Genomic DNA, 20,784 nt, shown 5'->3' on the forward strand with positions numbered 1-20,784 from the left:
TCCGAGTCACCGGGTCACTGTCAGGATGCGGGCGGCACACGGGACGGCCGTCCCGCGCCGCGCGTCAACACGTACCCGGCGACACCCGCCAGCGCCGCCAGCAGCCCGCCCACCGCGGTCCACACCCACCGGTCCGACCACCAGCCGGACGCCCAGCCGTCCTCGGGTTCAAGGCCGAACAGCACGGCCCGGTCCTCCTTCTCACCCTCGGACTTCACCGCGATGCCCGGCACCAGCGGCTCCGACAGCGAGCCGTCCACCGCCGCCGAACCGCCGATGTCCCTGGACTCCACACGCATGTCGGTGTCGACCCGGAGCCCCAGGTCGGAGGTGGGGACGCCGGTGACCGTCAGCCGGACGTAGTACGTGCCCGGCAGCGGGTCGTTCGCCCACGGCTCCGACCAGGCCCGGACCGTGCGCAGCACACAGGCCAGCTCCACCGAGGCCGAGTCCGCCGCCGCGGTGCGCGTCTGCGCCCCGTACTGGCAGGCCTGACGGCGGCGCAGCCCGTCGTACACGTCGATCTGCCAGGTCTGCGCGGCATGGGTGTCCGGCAGCTTCACCGTCGCCCGGACCGTCGGGCGCTGTCCGGTGTCGGCGGGGAAGGACCAGTACAGGTAGTCGCCCGTGGAGCCGCTCGCCGTGGCCCGCTGCCCCTGCTCGATCTCGGTCGCCGTGCGGAAGGAGGTGCCCGCCTGCGTGGGTGCCGACGAGGCGTCCTGCGAGGGACTCGGCGAGGAGTCGGCCGCGGCCGGACCCGCCGCAAGTCCGAGGGCCAGCAGCGCGGCGCTCAACACACGTATCACTCGCATCAGTTGGTCCTCCAGACCGCGACCCGCCAGCGCGACAGCCAGCCCCAGACGAGACCGGCGAGGAAGCCGGTGAGAATCAGCACGCCCAGCAGCCACCAGCCGCGCCCCAGACCGAAGGAGGCCACGTCACTCGCGTGCGACGGGCCGTCCACCACGTCCACCGTCAGCTCCAGCGGCAGACCGGGCGTGGTCTTCACCCCGGAGGCGGCCGAGTAGGAGTTGGTGACCGCGAGGCACACCGCCTCCGCCGCCGGCTTGTCGCTGTCGGAGTCCTCGCGCTCGGGCTTCGGATAGCGCAGACCGGTCGAGATCACGTCGGTCCGGCCGCCGCCCGCCGCCTCACCGCGCACGATCTCCCGGCCGTGCACCGTGACGGCCCGCAGCAGCACCCCGTAGTCAGGGTTCACCGCCCGGTCGGCCGCCACGCTCACCGAGGCACGCAGCTCCTGGCCCGGCAGGACGTCGACGCGGTACCAGCGCTGCTGCCCGAACTCCTCCCGGTCGGTGTACAGGCCGGACTTCAGCGTCGGCGCCTTCGCGCACTCGGTCGCGCCCTCGGTGGCCACCGGCGTCACCACCGGATCGGCCGCCCGGTCCACCAACTGGTTGACCCGGTCGGTCAGTTCGTCCTGGTGCTCGACGGACGTGTACGTGCCGCCGGTCGCCTCGGCGATGCAGCTCAGCTGCCTGCTCAGCTTGGCGGTCGGCACCAGGCCCAGGGTGTCGATGGTCAGGCCGATGCCCTTGGCGGCGATCTCGCGGGCCACCTCGCACGGGTCGAGCGGGGCGCAGGTGTCCTCGCCGTCGCTGATCAGCACGATGCGCTTGGAGCCGTTCCCGCCGTCCAGGTCGCCGGCCGCCTTCAGCAGCGCCGGGCCGATCGGCGTCCACCCCGTCGGGGTGAGCGTGGCGACGGCCGTCTTGGCCTCGGTGCGGTCCAGCGGGCCGACCGGGTAGAGCTGCGCGGTGTCCTTGCAGCCCGTCTTCCGGTCGTCCCCCGGGTAGTCGGCCCCGAGGGTGCGGATGCCGAGCTCGACCTCCTCGGGCGTCGCGTCGAGCACCTCGTTGAACGCCTGCTTCGCGGCGGCCATCCGTGACTGTCCGTCGATGTCCCGTGCCCGCATCGAACCACTGACGTCGAGGACGAGGTCGACCTTGGGGGCGTCCTGGCCCGTGGGTTCACCGGCGGCCGCTCCGGCCGGGAAGGCCAACCCGGCCGTCAACACGGCGAGCAGGGCACAGACCACTGCCGCCGGCCGTTTTCTTGTGATCATCGGCGGATCTTATTGATCCCCGGTGGCCTGCTCCAAAACGAGCCTCAGACAAGAGGGTTGGGAAGCTCCGCCCACTGGTCCCCGGCCGTCCGCGGGGAGAGCCGCATCAGCGTCAGTGCCTTCGTGGGCAGCGGGTCGGCGCGCAGCGCCGCGAGGTCCGGGGTGTCCGGCAGATCCCGCAGGGCCGTCTCCAGCGCCTCCGCGAGCGCCGCCCCCGATCCGGCCGTGCCCGCCAGCGCGCCCGCCACGAGCGAACCGAACAGCTTGCGCCGGAGCGCGCGTTCGTCGTCCGTGACCATGCGGGCGGGCAGGTCCGGCACCGTGATGCCGTGCCGGGCGAGGCGCGCCGGGCTCACCCGGATGTCGGCCAGGTCCCGGTAGACCAGCCGCAGTGGATCACCGGCCGGCGAGAGGATCACCAGGAGGTTCTGGCCGTGCGCCTCCAGCGCCACGCCCAGCTCCAGCAGCCGCAGGCCGACGCCGAGGGCGAGCCGCGCGAAGCGGGCCAGCCACCCGGGGGAGCGGGGGAGTCCGGTGGTGGCGAGCGCCGCCACCGGCAGGACCCGCTCGCCGCCCGTCGCGTACGTCTGCGGCGACTCCCGCAGCACGGCCGCGAAGTCGGGGGAGCCGGCCGCCGCCGCGCCCAGCGTCCGGGTGATGTGCAGCAGGCCGTCCGTGCGCGCCGCCGGAGTCTCGGCGAAGCCGGACAGCATCGCGGACGCGGCGACCGAGGGCAGCGAGATGTCCCGCACCGACGACGTCAGCCGGGCGCTGAGCGAGGTCTTGACGTGCGGCCCGCCGGGCAGGGCGAGGGTCCGCAGGGACATCAGCGGATGGGCGGCGCGCCACTCCTCGCACCCCCGCTTCAGCACGTGCGCCGCCTGCCAGGGATGCACCGGCAGCACCACACGCTCCCCGTCCCGCAGCTCCCGCGGCCACACGCCGGTCACCAGGCACTCCTCCGCCCGCACCGGCACCAGCCCGAGCTCCACGACCGGCCGGTGCTCGGGCCCGTAGGCGAGTTGCTCGGCCACCGAGAAACCGGGCCGGGAGCGGCAGGTGGGGTGGAACGGGTGCCCGTCGACGATCCGCTGCTCCCACGCCCAGTCGCTCTCCGGCCACGCGTCCGGCCCGCGCCCCTCCTGTGCCGCCCTCGACAGCGCCAACGAGGCCACACTGTGCCCGAGTTCGGCGGCGAAGGACGCGGAGTGCGGAACGGCGAGGTCCGTCACCAGCCGGGCCGGATCGTCGTACTCCGCCTCGTCGAGCCGTACGACGCAGACGTACGCGCCGGTCGCGTACGGGTCCGGCCGGGGGCCGTGCAGCCGCCGGCCGTCGGACAGCCGCAGGGTCAGGCCGTCCCCGCTCCGCTCCCCGCGGACGACCCAGGGCAGCGGATCGTGGGCGAGACCGCGCCACAACCGGGAGAGCACGGCCGCCCGGGCACCGGGCAGTTCTGCCTCGTACCGTGGCACGAGACCGGGCCGTACGACGGCCAGCTCGTCGGCGACCTCGGCCTCGGCGGTGGGGGAACGGTGCACGGGCGGGCTCCTCGGGTACGAATAAGGCGTCACGACGGGGTGGCGACGTCACACATAATGATCATCTCCGCCCGGAAGTCCGGAGATCCGGAAGGACCACAGGGAACGAGTGGAACGCGTGGACCTCATGCCCCCGTCCGACGGCGGCGACTCCGCCCCCGGCGACCGCGCCCATGACGATCCGGTCACCGGCGGCCTGGCCCGGCGCGCCGACGCCCACGCCGCCGTGCCACTGCTGAACTGCCTGCTGCGGGAGGTGGCCCGGCCGGTGCGCCGGACGACCGAGCACCGGGTCTACCACCTGCCCGGCGGGGACCGCCTGCTGCGGGTGCGCCGCACGCGGCGGCCCACCGACCCCGAGGTGCGCACGGCGGACGGCTGGCACCCCCTCGGCCACACCGAGCTGGTCAAACTCGTCGCCGAGGAGCTGCGCCGGCACACCGGGCTGTCCAATGACGAACTGCCCGCCGAGATGATCGACAGCCGCGACGCCGTGGCCGTACTGCTCGCCGCCCGCGCCGGGACGCCCCAGCCCGACGACCCCTACCGGCGCTCCGAGCAGTCCCTCCTCACCGGCCACACCCACCATCCCGCCCCCAAGGCGCGCGGGGGCGGCCCCGCCGCCGGCTGGCTGCCGTACGCGCCGGAGGCATACGCCCGATTCCCGCTGACCCTGCTCGGGCTGCGCGAGGACACCGTCGTCGAGGAGGGTGACACCTCCGCCCTCGACGCCCTGGGCACGGCCCCGCCCGGCTACCGGCTGCTGCCCGCCCACCCCTGGCAGCTCGACCTGGCCGCTCCGGAGCTCGCCGCCGCTTTCGCGGACGGCAGACTCGTCCGGCTCGGCACCACCGCCCCCGGCACCTGGCCGACGGCGGCGATCCGCACGCTCTACGCGCCCGAGCGGGACCTCTTCCTCAAGTTCAGCCTGGACGTGCGTATCACCAACGACATCCGGCGGCTGTGGCGCCATGACCTGCTCGCCCTGCGCCGGACCGACGCGGCCGTGTGCACCGCCTTCGAGGCCTTCGAAGGCCCCCCGGCCTGGCTGAGCGACCGTGGCTACCGCACCGCCGACTTCGCCTTCGAGGCCCTGGCCGTCCTCGTCCGCGACGGCTTCCGCGACCACCTGCTGCCGGGCGCCACCCCGCTGCTCGCCGCGGGGCTGGTCGAGGGCTTCGACGGCAGTCCGCTCGACCGTGCCGCCGACCCCGGGGCCTGGTGGGCGGCCTACCTCGCGCAGGTGGTGCCGCCGGCGCTGGCGGCCTTCGCCGGGCACGGCGTCGTCATCGAGGCGCATCTGCAGAACACCCTGGTCGCCGTGGACGCCGAGGGCATGCCCGTGCAGGCGCTGTACCGGGACGCCGAGGGCGTGAAGCTGCTGCCTGAGGTGTCGCGCGAAGCAGGCTGGGAGCGGCTTGTGTACTGCCTGGTCGTCAACCACCTCGCCGAGATCGCCGGCGCCCTCGCCGAACGCCACCCCGGTTTCGACCCCTGGCCCGCCGCCCGCCGCGAACTCGCCCGCCACGACGTCCCCGAGATCCCCGCGCTGCTCGCCTCACCCACCCTGCCGGGCAAGACGAACCTCCTCCTGCGCTGGACGAACGCGAACGGCGCGGACGCGCGCTACCTGCCGCTGCCCAACCCGCTGCGCGGTGCCTGACAGCCGCTCACCCGTCCGGACTCTCCGGCGGGGCACGGACGACGGGTGGCGGTCAGGGTGGGGGTGGCTGTCCGTGCCGTGTCCCACCCGCGAGGAGAGGTATGACCGAGACCGACAGGGCCAGCGCCGCGGGACACAGTGACCCGGATCCCGCCGAGGCCGATCTCCGGCGGGTCGGGCTGCACCCCGACCACTGGTATCCGGTCGCCCTGTCCCGGAACCTGCGCCGCGAGCGGGTCCTGGCCACCGTGTTCGCGGGGGAGCGCATCGCCCTGTTCCGCACCCGGAGCGGTGAGGTCCACGCGCTGGAGGACCGCTGCGCCCACCGGCAGGTGCCGTTGAGCATGGGAGCCGTGGAGGGCGAGACACTCCGCTGCCGCTACCACGCCTGGGCCTACCGCGGCGACGGCCGCCTCTCACAGATCCCGTACCTGGGCAAGGGCGACCGCCGGCCCCCGCGCGGCGTGCGCGGCTACCCCGTCCGCGAGGCGTACGGCCTGGTGTTCGTCTTCCCGGGCGACCCGCGGCGGGCCGCGGCCACGCCGCTGCCCGAGCTGCCGGCCTTCGGCTCGCCGCGCTACCGGACCATGACGTACTCCCGGACCGTGCACTGCCACTACTCGTTCATGCACGAGAACCTCCTCGACATGAACCACCAGTTCCTGCACCGGGGCGTGGTCGGCAGACTCCGCCCCGAACTGCTGGGCTACCGGAGCGACGAGCGCTCGGTGGAGGCCGGCTACCTGTTCACCCACACCGGGGGAAAGCGCAGCCGCAGCGCCGGCCTGCTGGCTTCCGAGGGCATCGGGGCCGGCACCGCCGATGTCATGACGATCCGCACCGAGTACCCGTACCAGACCCTCGACCTGGTCCCGGAGAACGCCGACCGCCCGGCCTTCCGCCTCTGGGCCGCCTACGTACCCGAGGACGCCGAGCAGCGCAGGTGTCACGCCTACGGCCTGCTCATGATCGAGAAACCCCGGATCCCCGGCCTCCTCCGGCTGGCCTGGCCGTTCATCCGGCGCTTCACCGAGCGCGTGTTCGCCGAGGACCGCATGGCGGTGGAAGCGGAGCAGCGGGCCTGGGACGAGCAGGGGGAGGACCGCAACCACGAGGTGTTCCCGCTGATCCTCGACGTCCGCGAGGTGCTGCGCGCGAACGGCGTCCCCATCGAGGTCCGGCCCGCGGGGTGCGGCGGCGCCTCCCTGTGCGGGGGCGCGCGGCTCTCCGCCGGTGCCCAGGGTCAGGAGTGACCTGACGCCGTGGCCGTGGCGCCCGGCTCAGCGGCTTCCGGTGTGTCCGGTGTGTCCGGCGCGTTGTCGTCCAGGTCACCGCGGAGGGCGGCGATCGCGAAGGCCGTCATGGACGCCAGGCCGAGCAGCGCGAGCGGCCCCCAGATCGCCGGGATCGACCAGAGCGGCCAGTCGTTGGCGGACTGCGCCCACAGCGTCAGGACGGCCGCGCCGGCCATGCCGACGCCGTGCCCCCGCACCACCGAGGCCGCCTTCGCATGACGTCGGCCGCCCCGCGCGAACAGGGGCCACGCCCCACCGACGACGGCGGGCAGCCCGAACGAGAAGCAGATCAGGGCGCCGCCGAGACGGTCCTCGGGCCACCCGACCGGCGAGTCGGACGTCCACTGCCGCCGATCGCCGTCGTCCCGCACCTCGACGACATCCCCGTGCCAGATCAGGCCCACGACCTTGTCGCCCGGCTCCAGCTCCGACACCACCGGATCGGCGTGCGGGAACGTCACCTCCCGGGGCTTGCCGGAGGCCAGCACCAACTCCGCCTCGGGTGAGGCGTTCCGCTCCCCGCGATGCGTGTCGGCCCTGCGGACGGTGAACTCCTGCTCCCACCGGCACCCCGACGCCTTCACCGGGACCGAGGCGCACGCCGGCGCGGCACGGAACTCCCGCTCCCGGTCCAGCGCTCCACGCACCTCCAGGGCACTGGCCACCCCGAAGACGAGAGCCAGAACCCCCATCAGCAGCCACGCCACGCTCCCCGCCGTACGCCGCTTCCCCGCCCCCACCGAGCCTCCCCGTTCCTCACACAACCCCCTCGAACCGTACCCCGAACCCGCCGGCGGGCCCCTGCCCGTGACCGCCGGGCGAAGCCGTAAGCCGGTCGGCAACTGCCGTCCTGCCCCGGCCCCATGGCAAGATGGCCGGCGAACAAGGCGACGGCGGACGAGGAAGCCGGTGTGATCCGGCGCGGTCCCGCCACTGTGATCGGTGGAGCCGTTCCCGACAGGCCACTGCCCGCGACGGGGTGAAAGCCCAGGACCCGGCGTCGACCCGAGAGCCAGGAGACTCACGCGGTCGCCTCCTCGACGAACCACCGGGGCGGATCTCCCCGGGAGAGAGGGAAGGTGCGGCATGTCCGCAACGCCGGCCGGAGGGCCTCCGTGCCGCATCGTCGTGTGCCGGGACTGCTGCTGCGGCAGCGGCAAGGTGACCGGTGTCGACCACGCCGCCCAGACCGAGCGGCTGCGCGCGGCCGCGCCGGTCCGGATCTCCGACTGCCTCGACGTCTGCGACCAGGCCAACGTCATCGTCGTCCAGCCCTCCGCCGCGGGCCGGGCCGCCGGCGGGCGGCCGGTGTGGCTCGGGCTGGTCAACGACCCCGCCGCGACCGAGGACATCGTCTCCTGGGTCCGGGAGGGTGGTCCCGGTGTCGCCCCCCGGCCCGAGATCCTCGACCTGTACGCCTTCAGCCCGCTCGCGAAACGGCGCCCGGGCGGCTCGTGAGGGCCACCGGCACCGTCAGGATTCCTTGCCGTGCGGGAGGGCGGGGTCGACCGTGCTGGGGCGTTCCGACCAGAACGCGGGGGCCATCAGCCGCCACACGACCATCAGGACCACGCCCGTGAGGGTGATGCCGATGCCGATGACGAGCGGGGGGCCGAGCCCGAACCAGGAGACGCCGCTGTAGGAGTTGGCGGGGTCGGCCATGTCCGACACGGACTCCACCAGCAGCCACGCCAGCAGCCCGGCGCCGACCAGCGGGCCGAGGCCGATCAGCAGGAAGTCGCGGGCGCTGCGGGTCAGTTCGCGGCGGTAGTAGACCGCGCAGGCCAGACCCGTGAGCGCGTAGTAGAACGCGATCAGCAGGGACAGGGCGGTCAGGGAGTCGAAGAGGGCGTTCTCGCTGATGTGGAAGAGGACGAGGTACCAGACGACGGCGATGCCCGCGACCCACCAGGTGCTCACGTCGGGGGTGCGGAACCGCGGGTGGATGCGGCCGAAGTGCGCGGGCAGGGCGTACCGGCGTGCCATGGACAGCCCCGTGCGCGAGGCCGGGATGATCGTCGTCTGCGTGGAGGCGAGAGCGGACGTCGACACCGCCAGCAGCACCACCCAGTCCCAGCCGTCCATCGCCTCCTCGGCGAGCAGCGCGAAGACGAACTCCTCCTCCGCCGCGTTCTCGGCGAGGTAGGCCGTCCCGGCGTAGGCCACGACCGCGAAGGCGACCGCGACGTAGGTCACCAGCAGCAGCACCGTCGACCACACGGCCGCCTTGCCGGGCGCGATCGCCGAGTCCTCGACCTCCTCGGTGAGGTTGACCGCCGACTCCCAGCCCCAGTAGATGAACACGCCCAGCAGCAGGGCGGAGGTGAGCGGCGCCCCGCCGGCTCCGAACGGGTCCAGCCAGCTGATCTTCGGTTCGACGGAGTCCAGGGTGCCGGTGTCGGCGTAGACGCGGTACAGGGCCACCACGGCGAAGGCGAGCAGGCAGGCGACCTGCGCCAGGATGAGGACGTTCTGCACCTTGGCCGACACGTCGATGCCGATGACGCAGACCGCCGTCATCACCACGATGAGCAGCACGGTGAGCACCTGGCGCACGACGTCGTTGTCGGCCCAGCCGTCCAGGCCGACGGCGAGCAGGAAGAAGGTCACGGCGACGTCCGCGAGCGACCCGACCACCAGGACACCCGTCATCGTGATGGCCCAGCCGCCGAGCCAGCCCGCCCACGGGCCCATGGCCCGGGTGACCCACGAGAAGGTCGTGCCGCAGTCCTGGTCCACCTTGTTGAGGTAGTAGAACGCGGACGCGATCAGCAGCATGGGCACGAACGACGCGAGCATCACCCCGGGGGCGTAGATGCCCACCAGCGCCACGATCGGGCCGATGACCGCTGCCACGGAGTAGGCCGGAGAGGTCGCGTTGAGCCCGATGACCAGCGCGTCGAGGAACCCGATCGCATCGGGCTTCAGGCTCGCGGACGGCGGCGGCCCCGCGTCCGTGATCTCGTCGGCCATGTTCTTCACTCCCGATGTGCTGGACGGCTCCATACAACAGGCAGGGATGAGGCATTTCGGCTATTTATGGTGGTTCAGCGGTTTATGTCGGATGTCGGGCGGCGTCAAAATTCGCTTCGGTGTACGAGGTGCCCGGTACGGTTGGAGGATGCTGCCCGAGGTCACCGCCACCCGCTACATCGCACCCCTGCGTTCCGGCGGCTCCGTCCCCGGCATCGTGGAGGCCGACGACCTCGGCACGTACGTCGTGAAGTTCACCGGCTCCGCGCAGGGCCGCAAGGCGCTCGTCGCCGAGGTCATCGTGGGTGAACTGGCCCGTGCTCTCGGGCTGCGGTTCCCCGAACTGGTTCTGGTGCGCTTCGACCCGGCGGTCGCCGACAACGAGCCGCACCAGGAGGTGCGGGAGCTGCACGCGGCCAGCGCGGGTGTGAACCTCGGCATGGACTACCTGCCGGGCGCCCGGGACTTCACGCCCGAGGTCGCGCGGGTCTTCCCCGTCGATCCCCTGGAGGCGGGGCGGATCGTCTGGCTCGACGCGCTGACCGTGAACGTCGACCGCACCGTCCACAGCTCCAACCTGATGGTCTGGCCCACCCTGGGCGTGGCACCCCCGCGCCTGTGGCTCATCGACCACGGTGCCGCCCTCGTCTTCCACCACCGCTGGGACGGCTCCGACCCCGCCAGGGCCTACGACTTCCGGCACCACGCCCTCGGCCACTACGGCCCCGACGTCCGGGCGGCCGACGCCGAGCTCGCGCCCAGGGTGACCGAGGAGCTGCTGCGCCGGATCCTCGGCCAGGTCCCGGACCCCTGGCTGGCGGACGAGCCGGGCTTCGCCACGCCGGACGCGGCGCGCGAGGCGTACGTGGCGTACCTCCACGCGCGCGTGCGGTCCTCCGAGGCCTGGCTGCCCACCGGCTTCCCCTCCCGGGAGGAGCTCGCCGCGGAGGAGGCCCTGCGCGCGGCGAGGAACCAGCAAGGACGCCCCGCGTGGCTCAAGCAGGTCCCCGACCTGCACGGCAAGCCCGCGGCCCGACAGGATTGGTCGGTACACCTCGGATGACGGACGTTCAGCGGGTCGAGATCGAACTCACGGAGGACTCCCCGGACACCCCGCGGCGGGTCGAGATCGAGTACTGCACCCAGTGCCGCTGGCTGCCCCGCGCGGCATGGCTGGCGCAGGAGTTGCTCACGACCTTCGAGGCCGAACTGACCGAACTCGCGCTGAAGCCCGGCAAGGGCGGGGTGTTCGTCGTCCGGGTCGGTGACGAGGTGGTCTGGGACCGCCGCGAGCAGGGCTTCCCCGAGCCGACGGCCGTGAAGAAGGCCGTACGCGACCGAGTGGCCCCGGGCAAGTCCCTGGGCCACTCGGAGCGGTAGCGGCCGTTCAGCCCTTGAGCTGCTCGTACGCCGGCAGCGTCAGGAAGTCGGCGTAGTCCTCGTCGAGGGAGACCTTCAGCAGCAGGTCGTGCGCCTGCTGCCAGTTGCCGGCCGCGAAGGCCTCGTCGCCGATCTCCGCGCGGATGTTCGCCAGTTCCTCGGCGGCGACCTTGCGGGCCAGCTCGGCGGTGACCTTCTCGCCGTTGTCGAGGACGACGCCCGCGTTGATCCACTGCCAGATCTGGGAGCGGGAGATCTCGGCGGTCGCCGCGTCCTCCATCAGGTTGAAGATCGCGACCGCGCCGAGGCCGCGCAGCCAGGCCTCGATGTAACGGATGCCGACCTGCACGGCGTTGACCAGCCCCGCGTAGGAGGGCTTGGCGTCGAGGGAGTCGACGGCGATCAGGTCGGCCGCCTTGACGTCGACGTCCTCGCGCAGCCGGTCCTTCTGGTGGGGCTTCTCGCCGAGGACCTTGTCGAAGGACTCCATGGCGATCGGCACCAGGTCGGGGTGGGCGACCCAGGAGCCGTCGAAACCGTCGCCGGCCTCGCGGTCCTTGTCGGCCCGGACCTTCTCGAAGGCGACCTTGTTGACCTCGGCGTCCCGGCGGGACGGGATGAACGCGGCCATGCCGCCGATCGCGTGCGCTCCGCGCTTGTGGCAGGTGCGGACGAGGAGTTCGGTGTACGCGCGCATGAACGGGGCGGTCATCGTCACCGCGTTGCGGTCCGGCAGGACGAACTTGGCGCCGCCGTCCCGGAAGTTCTTGACGATGGAGAACAGGTAGTCCCAGCGGCCCGCGTTCAGCCCGGAGGCGTGGTCGCGCAGCTCGTAGAGGATCTCCTCCATCTCGTACGCGGCCGTGATCGTCTCGATCAGCACGGTCGCCCGGACGGTGCCCTGCGGGATGCCGACGTAGTCCTGCGCGAAGACGAAGACCTCGTTCCAGAGGCGGGCCTCCAGGTGGGACTCCGTCTTGGGGAGGTAGAAGTACGGGCCCTTGCCGAGGCCCAGCAGGCGCCCCGCGTTGTGGAAGAAGTACAGCCCGAAGTCGACGAGCGCGCCGGGCACCGGAGTGCCGTCCGCGTCGACGAGGTGACGCTCGTTCAGGTGCCAGCCGCGCGGGCGCATCACGACCGTGGCGAGTTCCTCGTTCGCCTTCAGGGCGTACGACTTGCCGGACTTCGGGTCCGTGAAGTCGATGTTCCGGGTGTAGGCGTCGGTCAGGTTGAGCTGGCCGAGGACCACGTTCTCCCAGGTGGGCGCGGAGGCGTCCTCGAAGTCCGCGAGCCACACCCTGGCGCCCGAGTTGAGGGCGTTGATGGTCATCTTGCGGTCGGTGGGGCCGGTGATCTCGACCCGGCGGTCGTTCAGGGCCTCGGGCGCCGGAGCGACCTTCCAGGAGTCGTCGGCGCGGATCGCGGCCGTCTCCGGGAGGAAGTCGAGGGTGGAGGTGCGCGCGATCTCGGCGCGGCGCTCGGCGCGGCGGGCGAGGAGTTCGTCACGCCGGGGCGTGAACCGCCGGTGCAGCTCGGCCACGAAGGCGAGCGCCGCTTCGGTGAGCACTTCCTCCTGCCGGGGCAGGGGCTCGGCGTCGACGATGGCCAGCGGGGACGGCGCTGGTGCGGACATGGACTGTCACTTCCTTCAGCGAGCTACGAAGACGAGCCGGCGGTTCGGCACCGGGTGCCAGTCTTCCCGAATACGGCGTTCCGCGCCCTCAGAGCCCTCGGGCGCTTCTGAACAGTGGATACTAGTTTCCTCATAGTGGAAGTTCAATCGTGTGTTGATGTCGAGACTCTCCGAGTCGAGGCAAGGTGGCTCCGCGTGCCACCCCGTTCACTCAAGGTGGGCCAGATCGGCCTCGGTGTCGATGTCGAAGGGCCGGGCGACGTCCCCGCACTCGACGAGCGTGATCTCCGGCGCGTGCTCCTTCAGGTAGGCGCGTGCCCCCCGGTCCCCGGTCGCGGTCGCGGCGATCCCCGCCCAGTGGGCGGCGCCGAACAGCACGGGATGGCCGCGAACTCCCTGATAGGCGGCCGACACCAGTGACTCCCGGCCCGTGTACGCCTCCAGGACCCGGGCCACCGCCTCGGGCCCGATGCCGGGCTGGTCGACGAGCGAGACCACGGCGGCGCCGGCCCCGGTACCGGCGAGCGAGTCCAGCCCGGCCCGCAAGGACGACCCCATGCCCCGTTCCCAGCCGGGGTTGTCGACGAGGACGCAGTCCCGCAGCCGGGCTCGTGCGCGCACCTCGTTCGACCGGGCGCCCAGCACCACGTGGACGCGCGTGCAGCCACCCTCGCGCAGTACCCGCACCGCGTGCTCCACGAGTGGCCGGCCCCGGTGGGTCAGCAGGGCCTTCGGGCGCCCGCCGAGTCGCCGCCCGCCGCCGGCGGCCAGCAACAACCCGGCAACCTCGGACCCCTCGTCCGTCGTCTTCCTTGTCGTCATGGGTCCTGCATACCGCACCGGGAAGTCACTCAGCGGAGCAAGTCGATGACGCAATGGACTGGCGCCTGGTGGGTCGAGTCGTTTACTGTCCCCGCACCGACCGGCCGGGTGTCCTCGGGCCGGAAGGGCAGGCGCACGACGTGGTGCGAGGGGGAGGACTGTGTTGCGGAGCGTGGAGCAGAAGCGGCAGGGGTCTGTGACCGGCGGCGACGAGGATCCGCGTGTGACGGAGCTGCGCTCCGCCGTGGCGCGGCTGCGCCGCCGGCTGGCCGCCCATCCCGGCGAGTTCGCCGACCGGAGCATCGCCGAGGAGGAGCTGGCCGCGCTGGACGCGATGGCCGCGGGCGGCGCCCCCGAGATCCCGCGGCTGCGCCGCTCCCTGCTGCTGATCGCCGGCGCGATCGGCTCGGTGAGCGCGCTGTCCCCGAACCTGAGGGAGGTCCGCCACGCCGTGGACCTCTTCGGAGGGCCGGTGCGGGGGCAGGGCTAGTGCCGCGACAGGCGACGTTTGCCCGTCGAGGAGCGGCGTCCGGTGCGTGCTCTGGGGGTACCCCCTGCTCGAAGAGCTTGGGGGAGTGCCGGGCGTCGCGACGGGGCGAACCTTGCCTGTCGGGGCACTAGGTGTTCTGTCCGGGGAGGAGAAACCGGTCGCCCGGTGCGGGCCGGGCACGGCAGGCTGTCCGCGGCCGGCCAGCACCGTCGCACGATGGGTCGCCGACTTCATCCAGAGCGGCAGCCGGGGGAACATCGCCATGGTCGGCGAGGCGCGGCGTCTGCGCACGTCACCACGCCGGCATGCTGTTCCGTGGCGGCCCGTACTGAGTGCGGTCCTGTGGCCGGGGCTGCCGGAGGCGTGAGGTGCTCGCGTCGTCAGCCCGTCACGCGGGGTTCTGGCTCGCGAGGGCCTCGGAGAGTTCGGCGGCGATCTGCTGCAGTACCGGCACGATCTTCTCCGTCGCCGCCTCCGTGACGCGGCCCGCCGGGCCGGAGATGGAGATGGCCGCGGCCGTGGGGGAGTCGGGCACCTGGACGGCGAGGCAACGGACGCCGATCTCCTGCTCGTTGTCGTCGATCGCGTAACCCTGGCCGCGTACCTCCTCCAGCGCCGCGAGGAACCCGTCGGGGGTCGTGATCGTCTTCTCCGTCGCGGCGGGCATGCCCGTGCGGGCGAGCAGCGCGCGCACCTCCTCCGGCGGGAAACCGGCGAGCAGCGCCTTGCCCACGCCCGTGGAGTGCGGCAGCACCCGCCGGCCGACCTCCGTGAACATGCGCATCGAGTGCTTCGACGGCACCTGCGCCACGTAGACGATCTCGTCCCCGTCCAGCAGCGCCATGTTCGCCGTCTCGCCGGTCTCCTCGACCAGCCGGGCGAGATAGGGCCGTGCCCAGGTGCCCAGCAGCCGGGAGGCGGACTCACCGAGGCGGATCAGGCGCGGGCCGAGCGCATACCGGCGGTTGGGCTGCTGCCGTACGTACCCGCAGGCCACCAGCGTCCGCATCAGGCGGTGGATGGTCGGCAGGGGCAGGCCGCTGCTCGCGGACAGCTCGCTCAGGCCGACCTCGCCCCCCGCGTCCGCCATCCGTTCGAGCAGGTCGAAGGCGCGCTCCAGGGACTGGACGCCGCCGTTGGCGGAGGACCGGGCGGAGTCGGTGGTGCTGGCGCTGGACGTCGGCACGGCGCGTTCCTTTCGGGACTGGCGGAAGAGCTGAAGCCTACCCGGCAGTCGGTTGACTCCCCGCTTGTACGTAGCTACGTTCTGCGTACTGGAAGTTTAATTCCGCTTTGTGGAAACGTCCAGTGTGCCTGCGCTGAAGGGAGTCACCGTCCAGTGTGCCCTTGACGGCGCCGGAGTGGGAGTGAAGACTCCTTCAACAGAAAGTTGAATTCCGTTACGCGGAAGTAAGCGGATGTAAAGGGGTTCGGGTGTCCGACACTGAACTGGTGCTGCGCTCGACGCGTGTCATCACTCCCGAGGGGACGCGCGCCGCTTCGGTCGCCGTCGCCGCCGGCACGATCCGGGCCGTCCTCCCGTACGACGCGCCCGTGCCCGAGGGCGCCCGCCTGGAAGACCTCGGCGACCACGTGCTGCTGCCCGGCCTCGTCGACACCCACGTGCACGTCAACGACCCCGGCCGCACCGAGTGGGAGGGCTTCTGGACCGCCACCCGCGCCGCCGCGGCCGGGGGCATCACGACCCTCGTCGACATGCCCCTCAACTCCCTCCCGCCGACCACGACCGTCGCACACCTGCGCACCAAGCAGCAGGTCGCCGCCGACAAGGCGCACATCGACGTCGGCTTCTGGGGCGGCGCCCTGCCGGACAACGTCAAGGACCTGCGCCCGCTGCACGAGGCCGGCGTCTTCGGCTTCAAGGCGTTCCTCTCGCCGTCCGGCGTGGACGAGTTCCCGCACCTCGAGCGGGACCCGCTGGCCCGCTCCATGGCCGAGATCGCCGCCTTCGACGGGCTGCTCATCGTGCACGCCGAGGACCCGCACCTGCTCTCCTCGGCCCCGCAGCAGGGCGGTCCCCGGTACGCCGACTTCCTCGCCTCCCGCCCCCGGAACGCCGAGGACACCGCCATCGCCCAGCTCATCACCGAGGCGAAGGCCCTCCACGCGCGCGTGCACGTCCTGCACCTCTCCTCCAGCGACGCCCTGCCTCTGATCGCCGAGGCGAAGGCGGAGGGCGTACGGCTCACCGTGGAGACCTGCCCCCACTACCTGACCCTCACCGCCGAGGAAGTCCCCGACGGCGCCAGCGAGTTCAAGTGCTGCCCGCCGATCCGCGAGTCCGCCAACCAGGACCTGCTCTGGCAGGCCCTGGCCGACGGCACCATCGACTGCGTCGTCACCGACCACTCCCCGTCCACCGCCGACCTGAAGACGGACGACTTCGCGACGGCCTGGGGCGGTATCTCCGGGTTGCAGCTGAGCCTGGCCGCGGTGTGGACGGAGGCCCGCAAGCGGGGCCACGGACTGGAGGACGTGGTCCGCTGGATGTCGACGCGCACCGCCGAACTGGTGGGCCTCGACACCCGCAAGGGCGCCATCGCGGCGGGCCACGACGCCGACTTCGCCGTCCTCGCGCCCGACGAGACCTTCACCGTCGACCCGGCGGGCCTCCAGCACCGCAACCACGTCACGGCGTACGCGGGCAGGACCCTCCACGGCGTCGTGAAGTCCACCTGGCTGCGCGGGCAGCGCATCGTCGCGGACGGCGAGTTCACCGAGCCGAAGGGCCGACTCCTCACCAGGCACCCCTGACCCTCCCCGCATCCGCATCCCCACCGGCCGACTCCCGAAAGGCACAGCACGTGACGGCGATTCCCAGCTTCACCGGCGACGCGAACCCCTACGGAGGCGGCGACCCGTATGCGGACTACCGCACCGCCGACTTCCCCTTCACCCAGTACGCCAACCTCGCCGACCGGCGCCTCGGCGCCGGAGTCATCGCCGCCAACGACGAGTTCTTCGCGCAGCGCGAGAACCTCCTGGTGCCCGAGCGCGCCGAGTTCGACCCCGAGCACTTCGGGCACAAGGGCAAGATCATGGACGGCTGGGAGACGCGCCGCCGCCGGGGCGCGTCCGCCGAGCACCCGTGGCCGACCGCCGAGGACCACGACTGGGCGCTGGTCCGCCTCGGCGCGCCGGGCGTGATCCGGGGGATCGTCGTCGACACGGCCCACTTCCGCGGCAACTACCCGCAGGCGGTGTCGGTCGAGGGCACCTCGGTGCCGGGCTCGCCGTCCCCGGAGGAGCTCCTCGGCGACGACGTGAAGTGGACGGCCCTGGTCCCGCGCACCCCGGTCGGCGGCCACGCGGCGAACGGCTTCGAGGTCTCCGTGGAGCAGCGCTTCACGCACCTGCGGGTCAACCAGCACCCCGACGGCGGCATCGCACGCCTGCGGGTGTACGGCGAGGTCGTCCCGGACCCCGAGTGGCTGGAGGTCCTCGGCACCTTCGACGTCGTCGCCCTGGAGAACGGCGGCCGGGCCGAGGACGCCTCCAACCTCTTCTACTCCCCGGCGAGCAACACCATCCAGCCGGGCCGCTCGCGCAAGATGGACGACGGCTGGGAGACCCGCCGCCGGCGCGACCAGGGCCACGACTGGATCCGCTACCGGCTCGCCGCCCAGGCCCAGGTACGCGCCCTGGAGATCGACACCGCGTACCTCAAGGGCAACAGCGCCGGCTGGGCGTCGGTGTCGGTCAAGGACGGTGAGGACGGCGAGTGGCGCGAGATCCTGCCCCGCACCCGCCTCCAGCCCGACACCAACCATCGCTTCGTCCTGCCCGACCCGGCCGTCGGCACGCACGCGCGCGTGGACATCTTCCCGGACGGCGGCATCTCCCGGCTCCGCCTGTTCGGCTCGCTCACCCAGGAGGGCACGAGCCGCCTCGCGGCACGCCACCAGGAACTGGGCGGCTAGAGGTTGTCCGTGGGCGGGTGCCTCTGAGGGGTCCTCGATCAGGTCACGTGGTCTGATTCCGTGCAACGGAGCACGTCAACCCCTTGTGGTCCGAGTGCCGCGCGGTCACGGCAGCGACACGTCGTCCCACGCGTCCAGCAGTCCGGTGCCCAGCGCCTCACCGCCGGTGGCGGCCTCACCTCCGTCCAGGGCCTGCTCGGTCCAGATCACCTTGCCGTCGGACGAGTAGCGGGTGCCCCAGCGCTGCGCGAACTGGGTGACGAGGAACAGGCCGCGTCCGCCCTCGTCGGTGGTCTTGGCCCGGCGCAGGTGAGGGGAGGTGCTGGAGCCGTCCGCGACTTCGCAGACCAGGGTGTGGTCGAGGAGCAGGCGTACGGTGATGGGCTCCCTGCCGTAGCGGATGGCGTTGGTGACCAGTTCGCTGAGAATCAGCTCGGCGGCGAAGGAGATCTCCCCCAGCCCCCAGTCGGCCACCTGCCGGGTGGCCTCCTTGCGGACGGCGGCCACGGCGGCGGGGTCCGCGGGAATGTCCCACGTGGCGACCTGCTCGGGGGCGAGGACGCGGGTGCGGGCCATCAGCAGGGCGATGTCGTCGCTCGGGTCTGCGGGCACCAGGGCGTCCAGTACCGCCTGGCAGGTGTCCTCCATGGTCCGGTCGGCGGGGCTCGCGAGGGCCCTGCGCAGGAGTTCGAGGCCCGTGCCGGAGTCGCGGTGGCGGTCTTCGACGAGCCCGTCGGTGTACAGGGCGAGCCGGCTGCCCTCGGGGAGCTCGAGTTCGGCGGTTTCGAAGGGCTGTCCCCCGAAGCCGAGGGGCAGGCCCGCGGGCACGTCGGGGAACTCCACGGCGCCACCGGGGCGGATCAGGGCGGGACCCGGATGCCCGGCGCGGGCCATGCTGCAGTGACCGGAGACCGGGTCGTAGACGGCGTACAGGCAGGTGGCTCCCGTGGCCCCCTCGTCACCGCCCCTGGCAGCCCCGTCCTGGTCCATTCTGGCGACCAGTTCGTCCAGGTGGGTCAGGAGTTCGTCGGGGGTCAGGTCCAAGGCGGAGAAGTTGTGCACCGCGGTGCGCAGCCGGCCCATGGTGGCCGAGGCGTGCAGCCCGTGGCCGACCACGTCACCGACCACGAGGGCGACCCGGGTGCACGACAGCGGGATGACGTCGAACCAGTCGCCGCCCACTCCGGCCTGGGCGGGCAGGTACCGGTAGGCCACCTCCACTGCGCTCTGCTCGGGCAGGCCGCCGGGCAGCAGGCTGCGCTGCAGGGTCACGGACATGGTGTGTTCCCGGGTGTAGCGGCGGGCGTTGTCGACGCACACCGCGGACCGGGCCGCCAGCTCCTCGGCGAAGGACAGATCCTCCTCCCCGAAGAGCTCGGACGGGTCCATCCGCCAGAAGTCGATCGCTCCCAGCACCACACCGCGGGCCCGCAGCGGCACCGCGATCAGGGAGCGGATGCCGTAGTCGAGGATCCTCCGGGCGCGTTCGGGGTCCTGGGCCTCCCAGCCGGGCGCGGCGCGCAGGTCGGCTTCCAGGACCGCCCGGCCGCTGTGCATTCCTACGGCCATCGGGGTCGAGGGGGCGAACCTGACCAGCTCGCCCACCGAGTAGAGCGGCGGGTCTTCCCGGACGCCTCGCAGGGCGGTGCGGCGCATCTCGCTGCTCGGTCCGGCCGGCTCCTCACCGCGCAGCACGGGGTCCAGCAGCTCCACGCTGACGAAGTCCGCGAACCGGGGGACCGCCACCTCGGCCAGCTCCTCGGCGGTACGCACCACGTCCAGGGTGGTGCCGATCCGCGCCCCGGCGCTGTACAGCAGCTCCAGCCGCTCCCGGGCCTTCTCGGCCCGGCCGGCCAGTGCGTGCAGCTCGGTGGTGTCCCGCAGTGTCGCCACGTTCCCCGCCGGGCCGCCGTCACGGTCCGTGGGACGGACGTTGACCGCCAGTAGCCGGTCCCCGGCCAGGTGCACCTCGTCCGTGGCCATCCGGGCCGAGGCCAGCAGTTCCACGGTGCTCGGGGCCAGGCCCAGGCCGGCCACGGGGCGCCCCTCCGCGTCGTCGGGGAGCCCCAGGAGCCGCCGTGCCTCGTCGTTGGCGAGCAGCAGCCGTCCGTCGCCCTCGACGATCACGACCCCCTCGCGTACGGAGTGCAGTACCGCGTCGTGGTGGTCGTACATGCGGGTCATCTCGGCCGCGCCCAGACCGTGGGTCTGACGCCGCAGCCGTCGGCTCACCAGGACGGCGCTTCCCGAGGTGAGGACGAGTGCGCCGGCGACGGAGACCAGCAGCAGGGGCAGCTGGTCCGCCACCATGTTGTTCACGTTGCGCACCGTGATACCGGCCGACGATATGCCGGCGAGCGAACCGTCCGGGCGGGTGATGGGGACGGAGGAGTTCACGGTGAGGCCCGTGACCGTGTCGATGGTCCTGACGAGGGGCCGGCCGGCCCGCGCCAGGTCGATGGTGTCCCGGTACGGGCCGACGATGTGTTTTCCGATCATGTCCGGGTCGGGATGGGTGTACCGGATCCCGTCCGTGTTCCACAGCACGACGTAGTCGACGCCGGTGCGCTTGCGGACCGCCTCGGCGCGCGGCTGCAGCGCCGCCGTCGGGTTCCGGCCGTCCACGGCGGCGACGATGCCCGGCGACTGGGCGACGGATTCGGCCACGGCGAGGGTCCGGGCCCGGGCCTCCCTGGTGCTGTCGCGCCTGGCCTGCAGTACAAGAGCCGCCGCCGCGGCGGCGACGAGCAGCACCGCGAGCACGACCTGCAGGAGGAAGACCTGGCCCGCCACGCTGCGTATGCCGAGCAGGGATCGGGGGCGTCCGTTCGGCGCCTGCGTGGCGCCCGGCGCCCGGCGGCGGCCTTCACGGCGGCTGCGTGTTCCGCGGGTGAACAGGACCATGTCGTACTTTCTACTCCTATTGCTGCGGACGGCGACCTTGCCGACGGAAACGGATC

At 72.5% G+C, this 20,784-nt stretch carries 17 protein-coding genes and 1 riboswitch; of the genes, 8 read left to right on the top strand and 9 right to left on the bottom strand.

Annotated features, from left to right (window positions below):
- Positions 1-20: 20 nt before the first annotated feature.
- The 3 genes from SSQG_RS31425 to SSQG_RS31435 are packed head-to-tail and all read right to left on the bottom strand — an operon-like array spanning position 21 to position 3,627.
- Positions 21-812 (bottom strand): hypothetical protein, encoded by a 792-nt coding sequence (locus tag SSQG_RS31425; protein ID WP_039934041.1) that lies wholly within the window; start codon positions 810-812, stop codon positions 21-23.
- Complete coding sequence (locus SSQG_RS31430) at positions 812-2,086, bottom strand: vWA domain-containing protein (protein WP_039934043.1); 1,275 nt, start codon at positions 2,084-2,086, stop codon at positions 812-814. The genes SSQG_RS31425 and SSQG_RS31430 overlap by 1 nt, the downstream gene beginning before the upstream one ends.
- 44 nt (positions 2,087-2,130) lie before the next feature.
- Positions 2,131-3,627 (bottom strand): IucA/IucC family protein, encoded by a 1,497-nt coding sequence (locus SSQG_RS31435; protein ID WP_039934045.1) that lies wholly within the window; start codon positions 3,625-3,627, stop codon positions 2,131-2,133.
- A gap of 109 nt (positions 3,628-3,736) precedes the next feature.
- On the opposite strand from SSQG_RS31435, the gene SSQG_RS31440 reads away from it, so the two are divergent.
- Together SSQG_RS31440 and SSQG_RS31445 are read left to right on the top strand one after the other, a co-directional pair.
- Positions 3,737-5,290, top strand: coding sequence for an IucA/IucC family protein (locus SSQG_RS31440; RefSeq protein ID WP_003993985.1), 1,554 nt, complete (start codon positions 3,737-3,739; stop codon positions 5,288-5,290).
- A 101-nt stretch (positions 5,291-5,391) separates the two neighbouring features.
- Positions 5,392-6,543 (top strand): aromatic ring-hydroxylating oxygenase subunit alpha, encoded by a 1,152-nt coding sequence (locus tag SSQG_RS31445; RefSeq protein WP_003993986.1) that lies wholly within the window; start codon positions 5,392-5,394, stop codon positions 6,541-6,543.
- Here the strand turns inward: SSQG_RS31445 and SSQG_RS31450 are convergent.
- Positions 6,534-7,325 carry a hypothetical protein gene (locus SSQG_RS31450; RefSeq protein ID WP_208865682.1) on the bottom strand — a complete coding sequence of 264 codons (792 nt, stop codon included), beginning with the start codon at positions 7,323-7,325 and terminating at the stop codon, positions 6,534-6,536. The genes SSQG_RS31445 and SSQG_RS31450 overlap by 10 nt on opposite strands.
- A 159-nt stretch (positions 7,326-7,484) precedes the next feature.
- A riboswitch (cobalamin riboswitch) is annotated at positions 7,485-7,608 on the top strand.
- 63 nt (positions 7,609-7,671) lie between these two features.
- Between SSQG_RS31450 and SSQG_RS31455 the strand changes: the two genes are divergently transcribed.
- Complete coding sequence (locus SSQG_RS31455; RefSeq protein WP_003993988.1) at positions 7,672-8,043, top strand: hypothetical protein; 372 nt, start codon at positions 7,672-7,674, stop codon at positions 8,041-8,043.
- A gap of 15 nt (positions 8,044-8,058) precedes the next feature.
- Here SSQG_RS31455 and SSQG_RS31460 read toward each other — a convergent pair whose 3' ends face one another.
- Entirely contained in the window at positions 8,059-9,558 is a 1,500-nt protein-coding gene (locus SSQG_RS31460; RefSeq protein ID WP_039935566.1) for an APC family permease, read from the bottom strand.
- 148 nt (positions 9,559-9,706) lie between these two features.
- Between SSQG_RS31460 and SSQG_RS31465 the strand changes: the two genes are divergently transcribed.
- Complete coding sequence (locus tag SSQG_RS31465) at positions 9,707-10,621, top strand: HipA family kinase (protein WP_003993990.1); 915 nt, start codon at positions 9,707-9,709, stop codon at positions 10,619-10,621.
- Positions 10,618-10,938: a SelT/SelW/SelH family protein gene (locus tag SSQG_RS31470; RefSeq protein ID WP_003993991.1), complete on the top strand. Its 321-nt coding sequence runs from the start codon at positions 10,618-10,620 to the stop codon at positions 10,936-10,938. Before SSQG_RS31465 ends, SSQG_RS31470 begins: the two co-directional genes overlap by 4 nt.
- A 7-nt stretch (positions 10,939-10,945) precedes the next feature.
- Here the strand turns inward: SSQG_RS31470 and aceB are convergent, their stop codons facing one another.
- Together aceB and SSQG_RS31480 are read right to left on the bottom strand one after the other, a co-directional pair.
- Positions 10,946-12,571: a malate synthase A gene (gene aceB, locus SSQG_RS31475; protein ID WP_003993992.1), complete on the bottom strand. Its 1,626-nt coding sequence runs from the start codon at positions 12,569-12,571 to the stop codon at positions 10,946-10,948.
- A 207-nt stretch (positions 12,572-12,778) separates the two neighbouring features.
- Positions 12,779-13,393 carry a nucleotidyltransferase family protein gene (locus tag SSQG_RS31480; RefSeq protein WP_003993993.1) on the bottom strand — a complete coding sequence of 205 codons (615 nt, stop codon included), beginning with the start codon at positions 13,391-13,393 and terminating at the stop codon, positions 12,779-12,781.
- A gap of 196 nt (positions 13,394-13,589) precedes the next feature.
- Here SSQG_RS31480 and SSQG_RS31485 point away from each other — a divergent pair, with 196 nt between their 5' ends.
- Complete coding sequence (locus SSQG_RS31485; protein WP_244299532.1) at positions 13,590-13,883, top strand: DUF5955 family protein; 294 nt, start codon at positions 13,590-13,592, stop codon at positions 13,881-13,883.
- Positions 13,884-14,271: 388 nt separating this feature from the next.
- Here the strand turns inward: SSQG_RS31485 and SSQG_RS31490 are convergent, their stop codons facing one another.
- Positions 14,272-15,069 (bottom strand): IclR family transcriptional regulator, encoded by a 798-nt coding sequence (locus tag SSQG_RS31490; RefSeq protein WP_003993996.1) that lies wholly within the window; start codon positions 15,067-15,069, stop codon positions 14,272-14,274.
- Positions 15,070-15,317: 248 nt separating this feature from the next.
- Here SSQG_RS31490 and allB point away from each other — a divergent pair, with 248 nt between their 5' ends.
- Together allB and alc are read left to right on the top strand one after the other, a co-directional pair.
- Positions 15,318-16,658, top strand: coding sequence for an allantoinase AllB (gene allB / locus SSQG_RS31495; protein ID WP_003993997.1), 1,341 nt, complete (start codon positions 15,318-15,320; stop codon positions 16,656-16,658).
- 50 nt (positions 16,659-16,708) lie between these two features.
- On the top strand, positions 16,709-17,824 hold the full coding sequence (gene alc, locus SSQG_RS31500; RefSeq protein WP_003993998.1) for an allantoicase: 1,116 nt from the start codon (positions 16,709-16,711) through the stop codon (positions 17,822-17,824).
- 105 nt (positions 17,825-17,929) lie between these two features.
- Here alc and SSQG_RS31505 read toward each other — a convergent pair whose 3' ends face one another.
- Positions 17,930-20,728: a SpoIIE family protein phosphatase/ATP-binding protein gene (locus tag SSQG_RS31505; RefSeq protein WP_078506958.1), complete on the bottom strand. Its 2,799-nt coding sequence runs from the start codon at positions 20,726-20,728 to the stop codon at positions 17,930-17,932.
- Positions 20,729-20,784 lie beyond the last annotated feature (56 nt).

The sequence above is a fragment of the Streptomyces viridochromogenes DSM 40736 genome, assembly GCF_000158955.1.
Classification (GTDB): Bacteria; Actinomycetota; Actinomycetes; order Streptomycetales; family Streptomycetaceae; genus Streptomyces; species Streptomyces venetus.

Excerpts from the sequence above, each read along its gene's own strand:
- aceB (WP_003993992.1), bottom strand. The coding sequence starts at position 12,571 with ATGTCCGCACCAGCGCCGTCCCCGCTGGCCATCGTCGACGCCGAGCCC.
- SSQG_RS31425 (WP_039934041.1), bottom strand. The coding sequence starts at position 812 with ATGCGAGTGATACGTGTGTTGAGCGCCGCGCTGCTGGCCCTCGGACTT.
- SSQG_RS31460 (WP_039935566.1), bottom strand. The coding sequence starts at position 9,558 with ATGGCCGACGAGATCACGGACGCGGGGCCGCCGCCGTCCGCGAGCCTG.
- SSQG_RS31430 (WP_039934043.1), bottom strand. The coding sequence starts at position 2,086 with ATGATCACAAGAAAACGGCCGGCGGCAGTGGTCTGTGCCCTGCTCGCC.
- SSQG_RS31470 (WP_003993991.1), top strand. The coding sequence starts at position 10,618 with ATGACGGACGTTCAGCGGGTCGAGATCGAACTCACGGAGGACTCCCCG.
- SSQG_RS31480 (WP_003993993.1), bottom strand. The coding sequence starts at position 13,393 with ATGACGACAAGGAAGACGACGGACGAGGGGTCCGAGGTTGCCGGGTTG.
- SSQG_RS31445 (WP_003993986.1), top strand. The coding sequence starts at position 5,392 with ATGACCGAGACCGACAGGGCCAGCGCCGCGGGACACAGTGACCCGGAT.
- SSQG_RS31465 (WP_003993990.1), top strand. The coding sequence starts at position 9,707 with ATGCTGCCCGAGGTCACCGCCACCCGCTACATCGCACCCCTGCGTTCC.
- SSQG_RS31455 (WP_003993988.1), top strand. The coding sequence starts at position 7,672 with ATGTCCGCAACGCCGGCCGGAGGGCCTCCGTGCCGCATCGTCGTGTGC.
- SSQG_RS31505 (WP_078506958.1), bottom strand. The coding sequence starts at position 20,728 with ATGGTCCTGTTCACCCGCGGAACACGCAGCCGCCGTGAAGGCCGCCGC.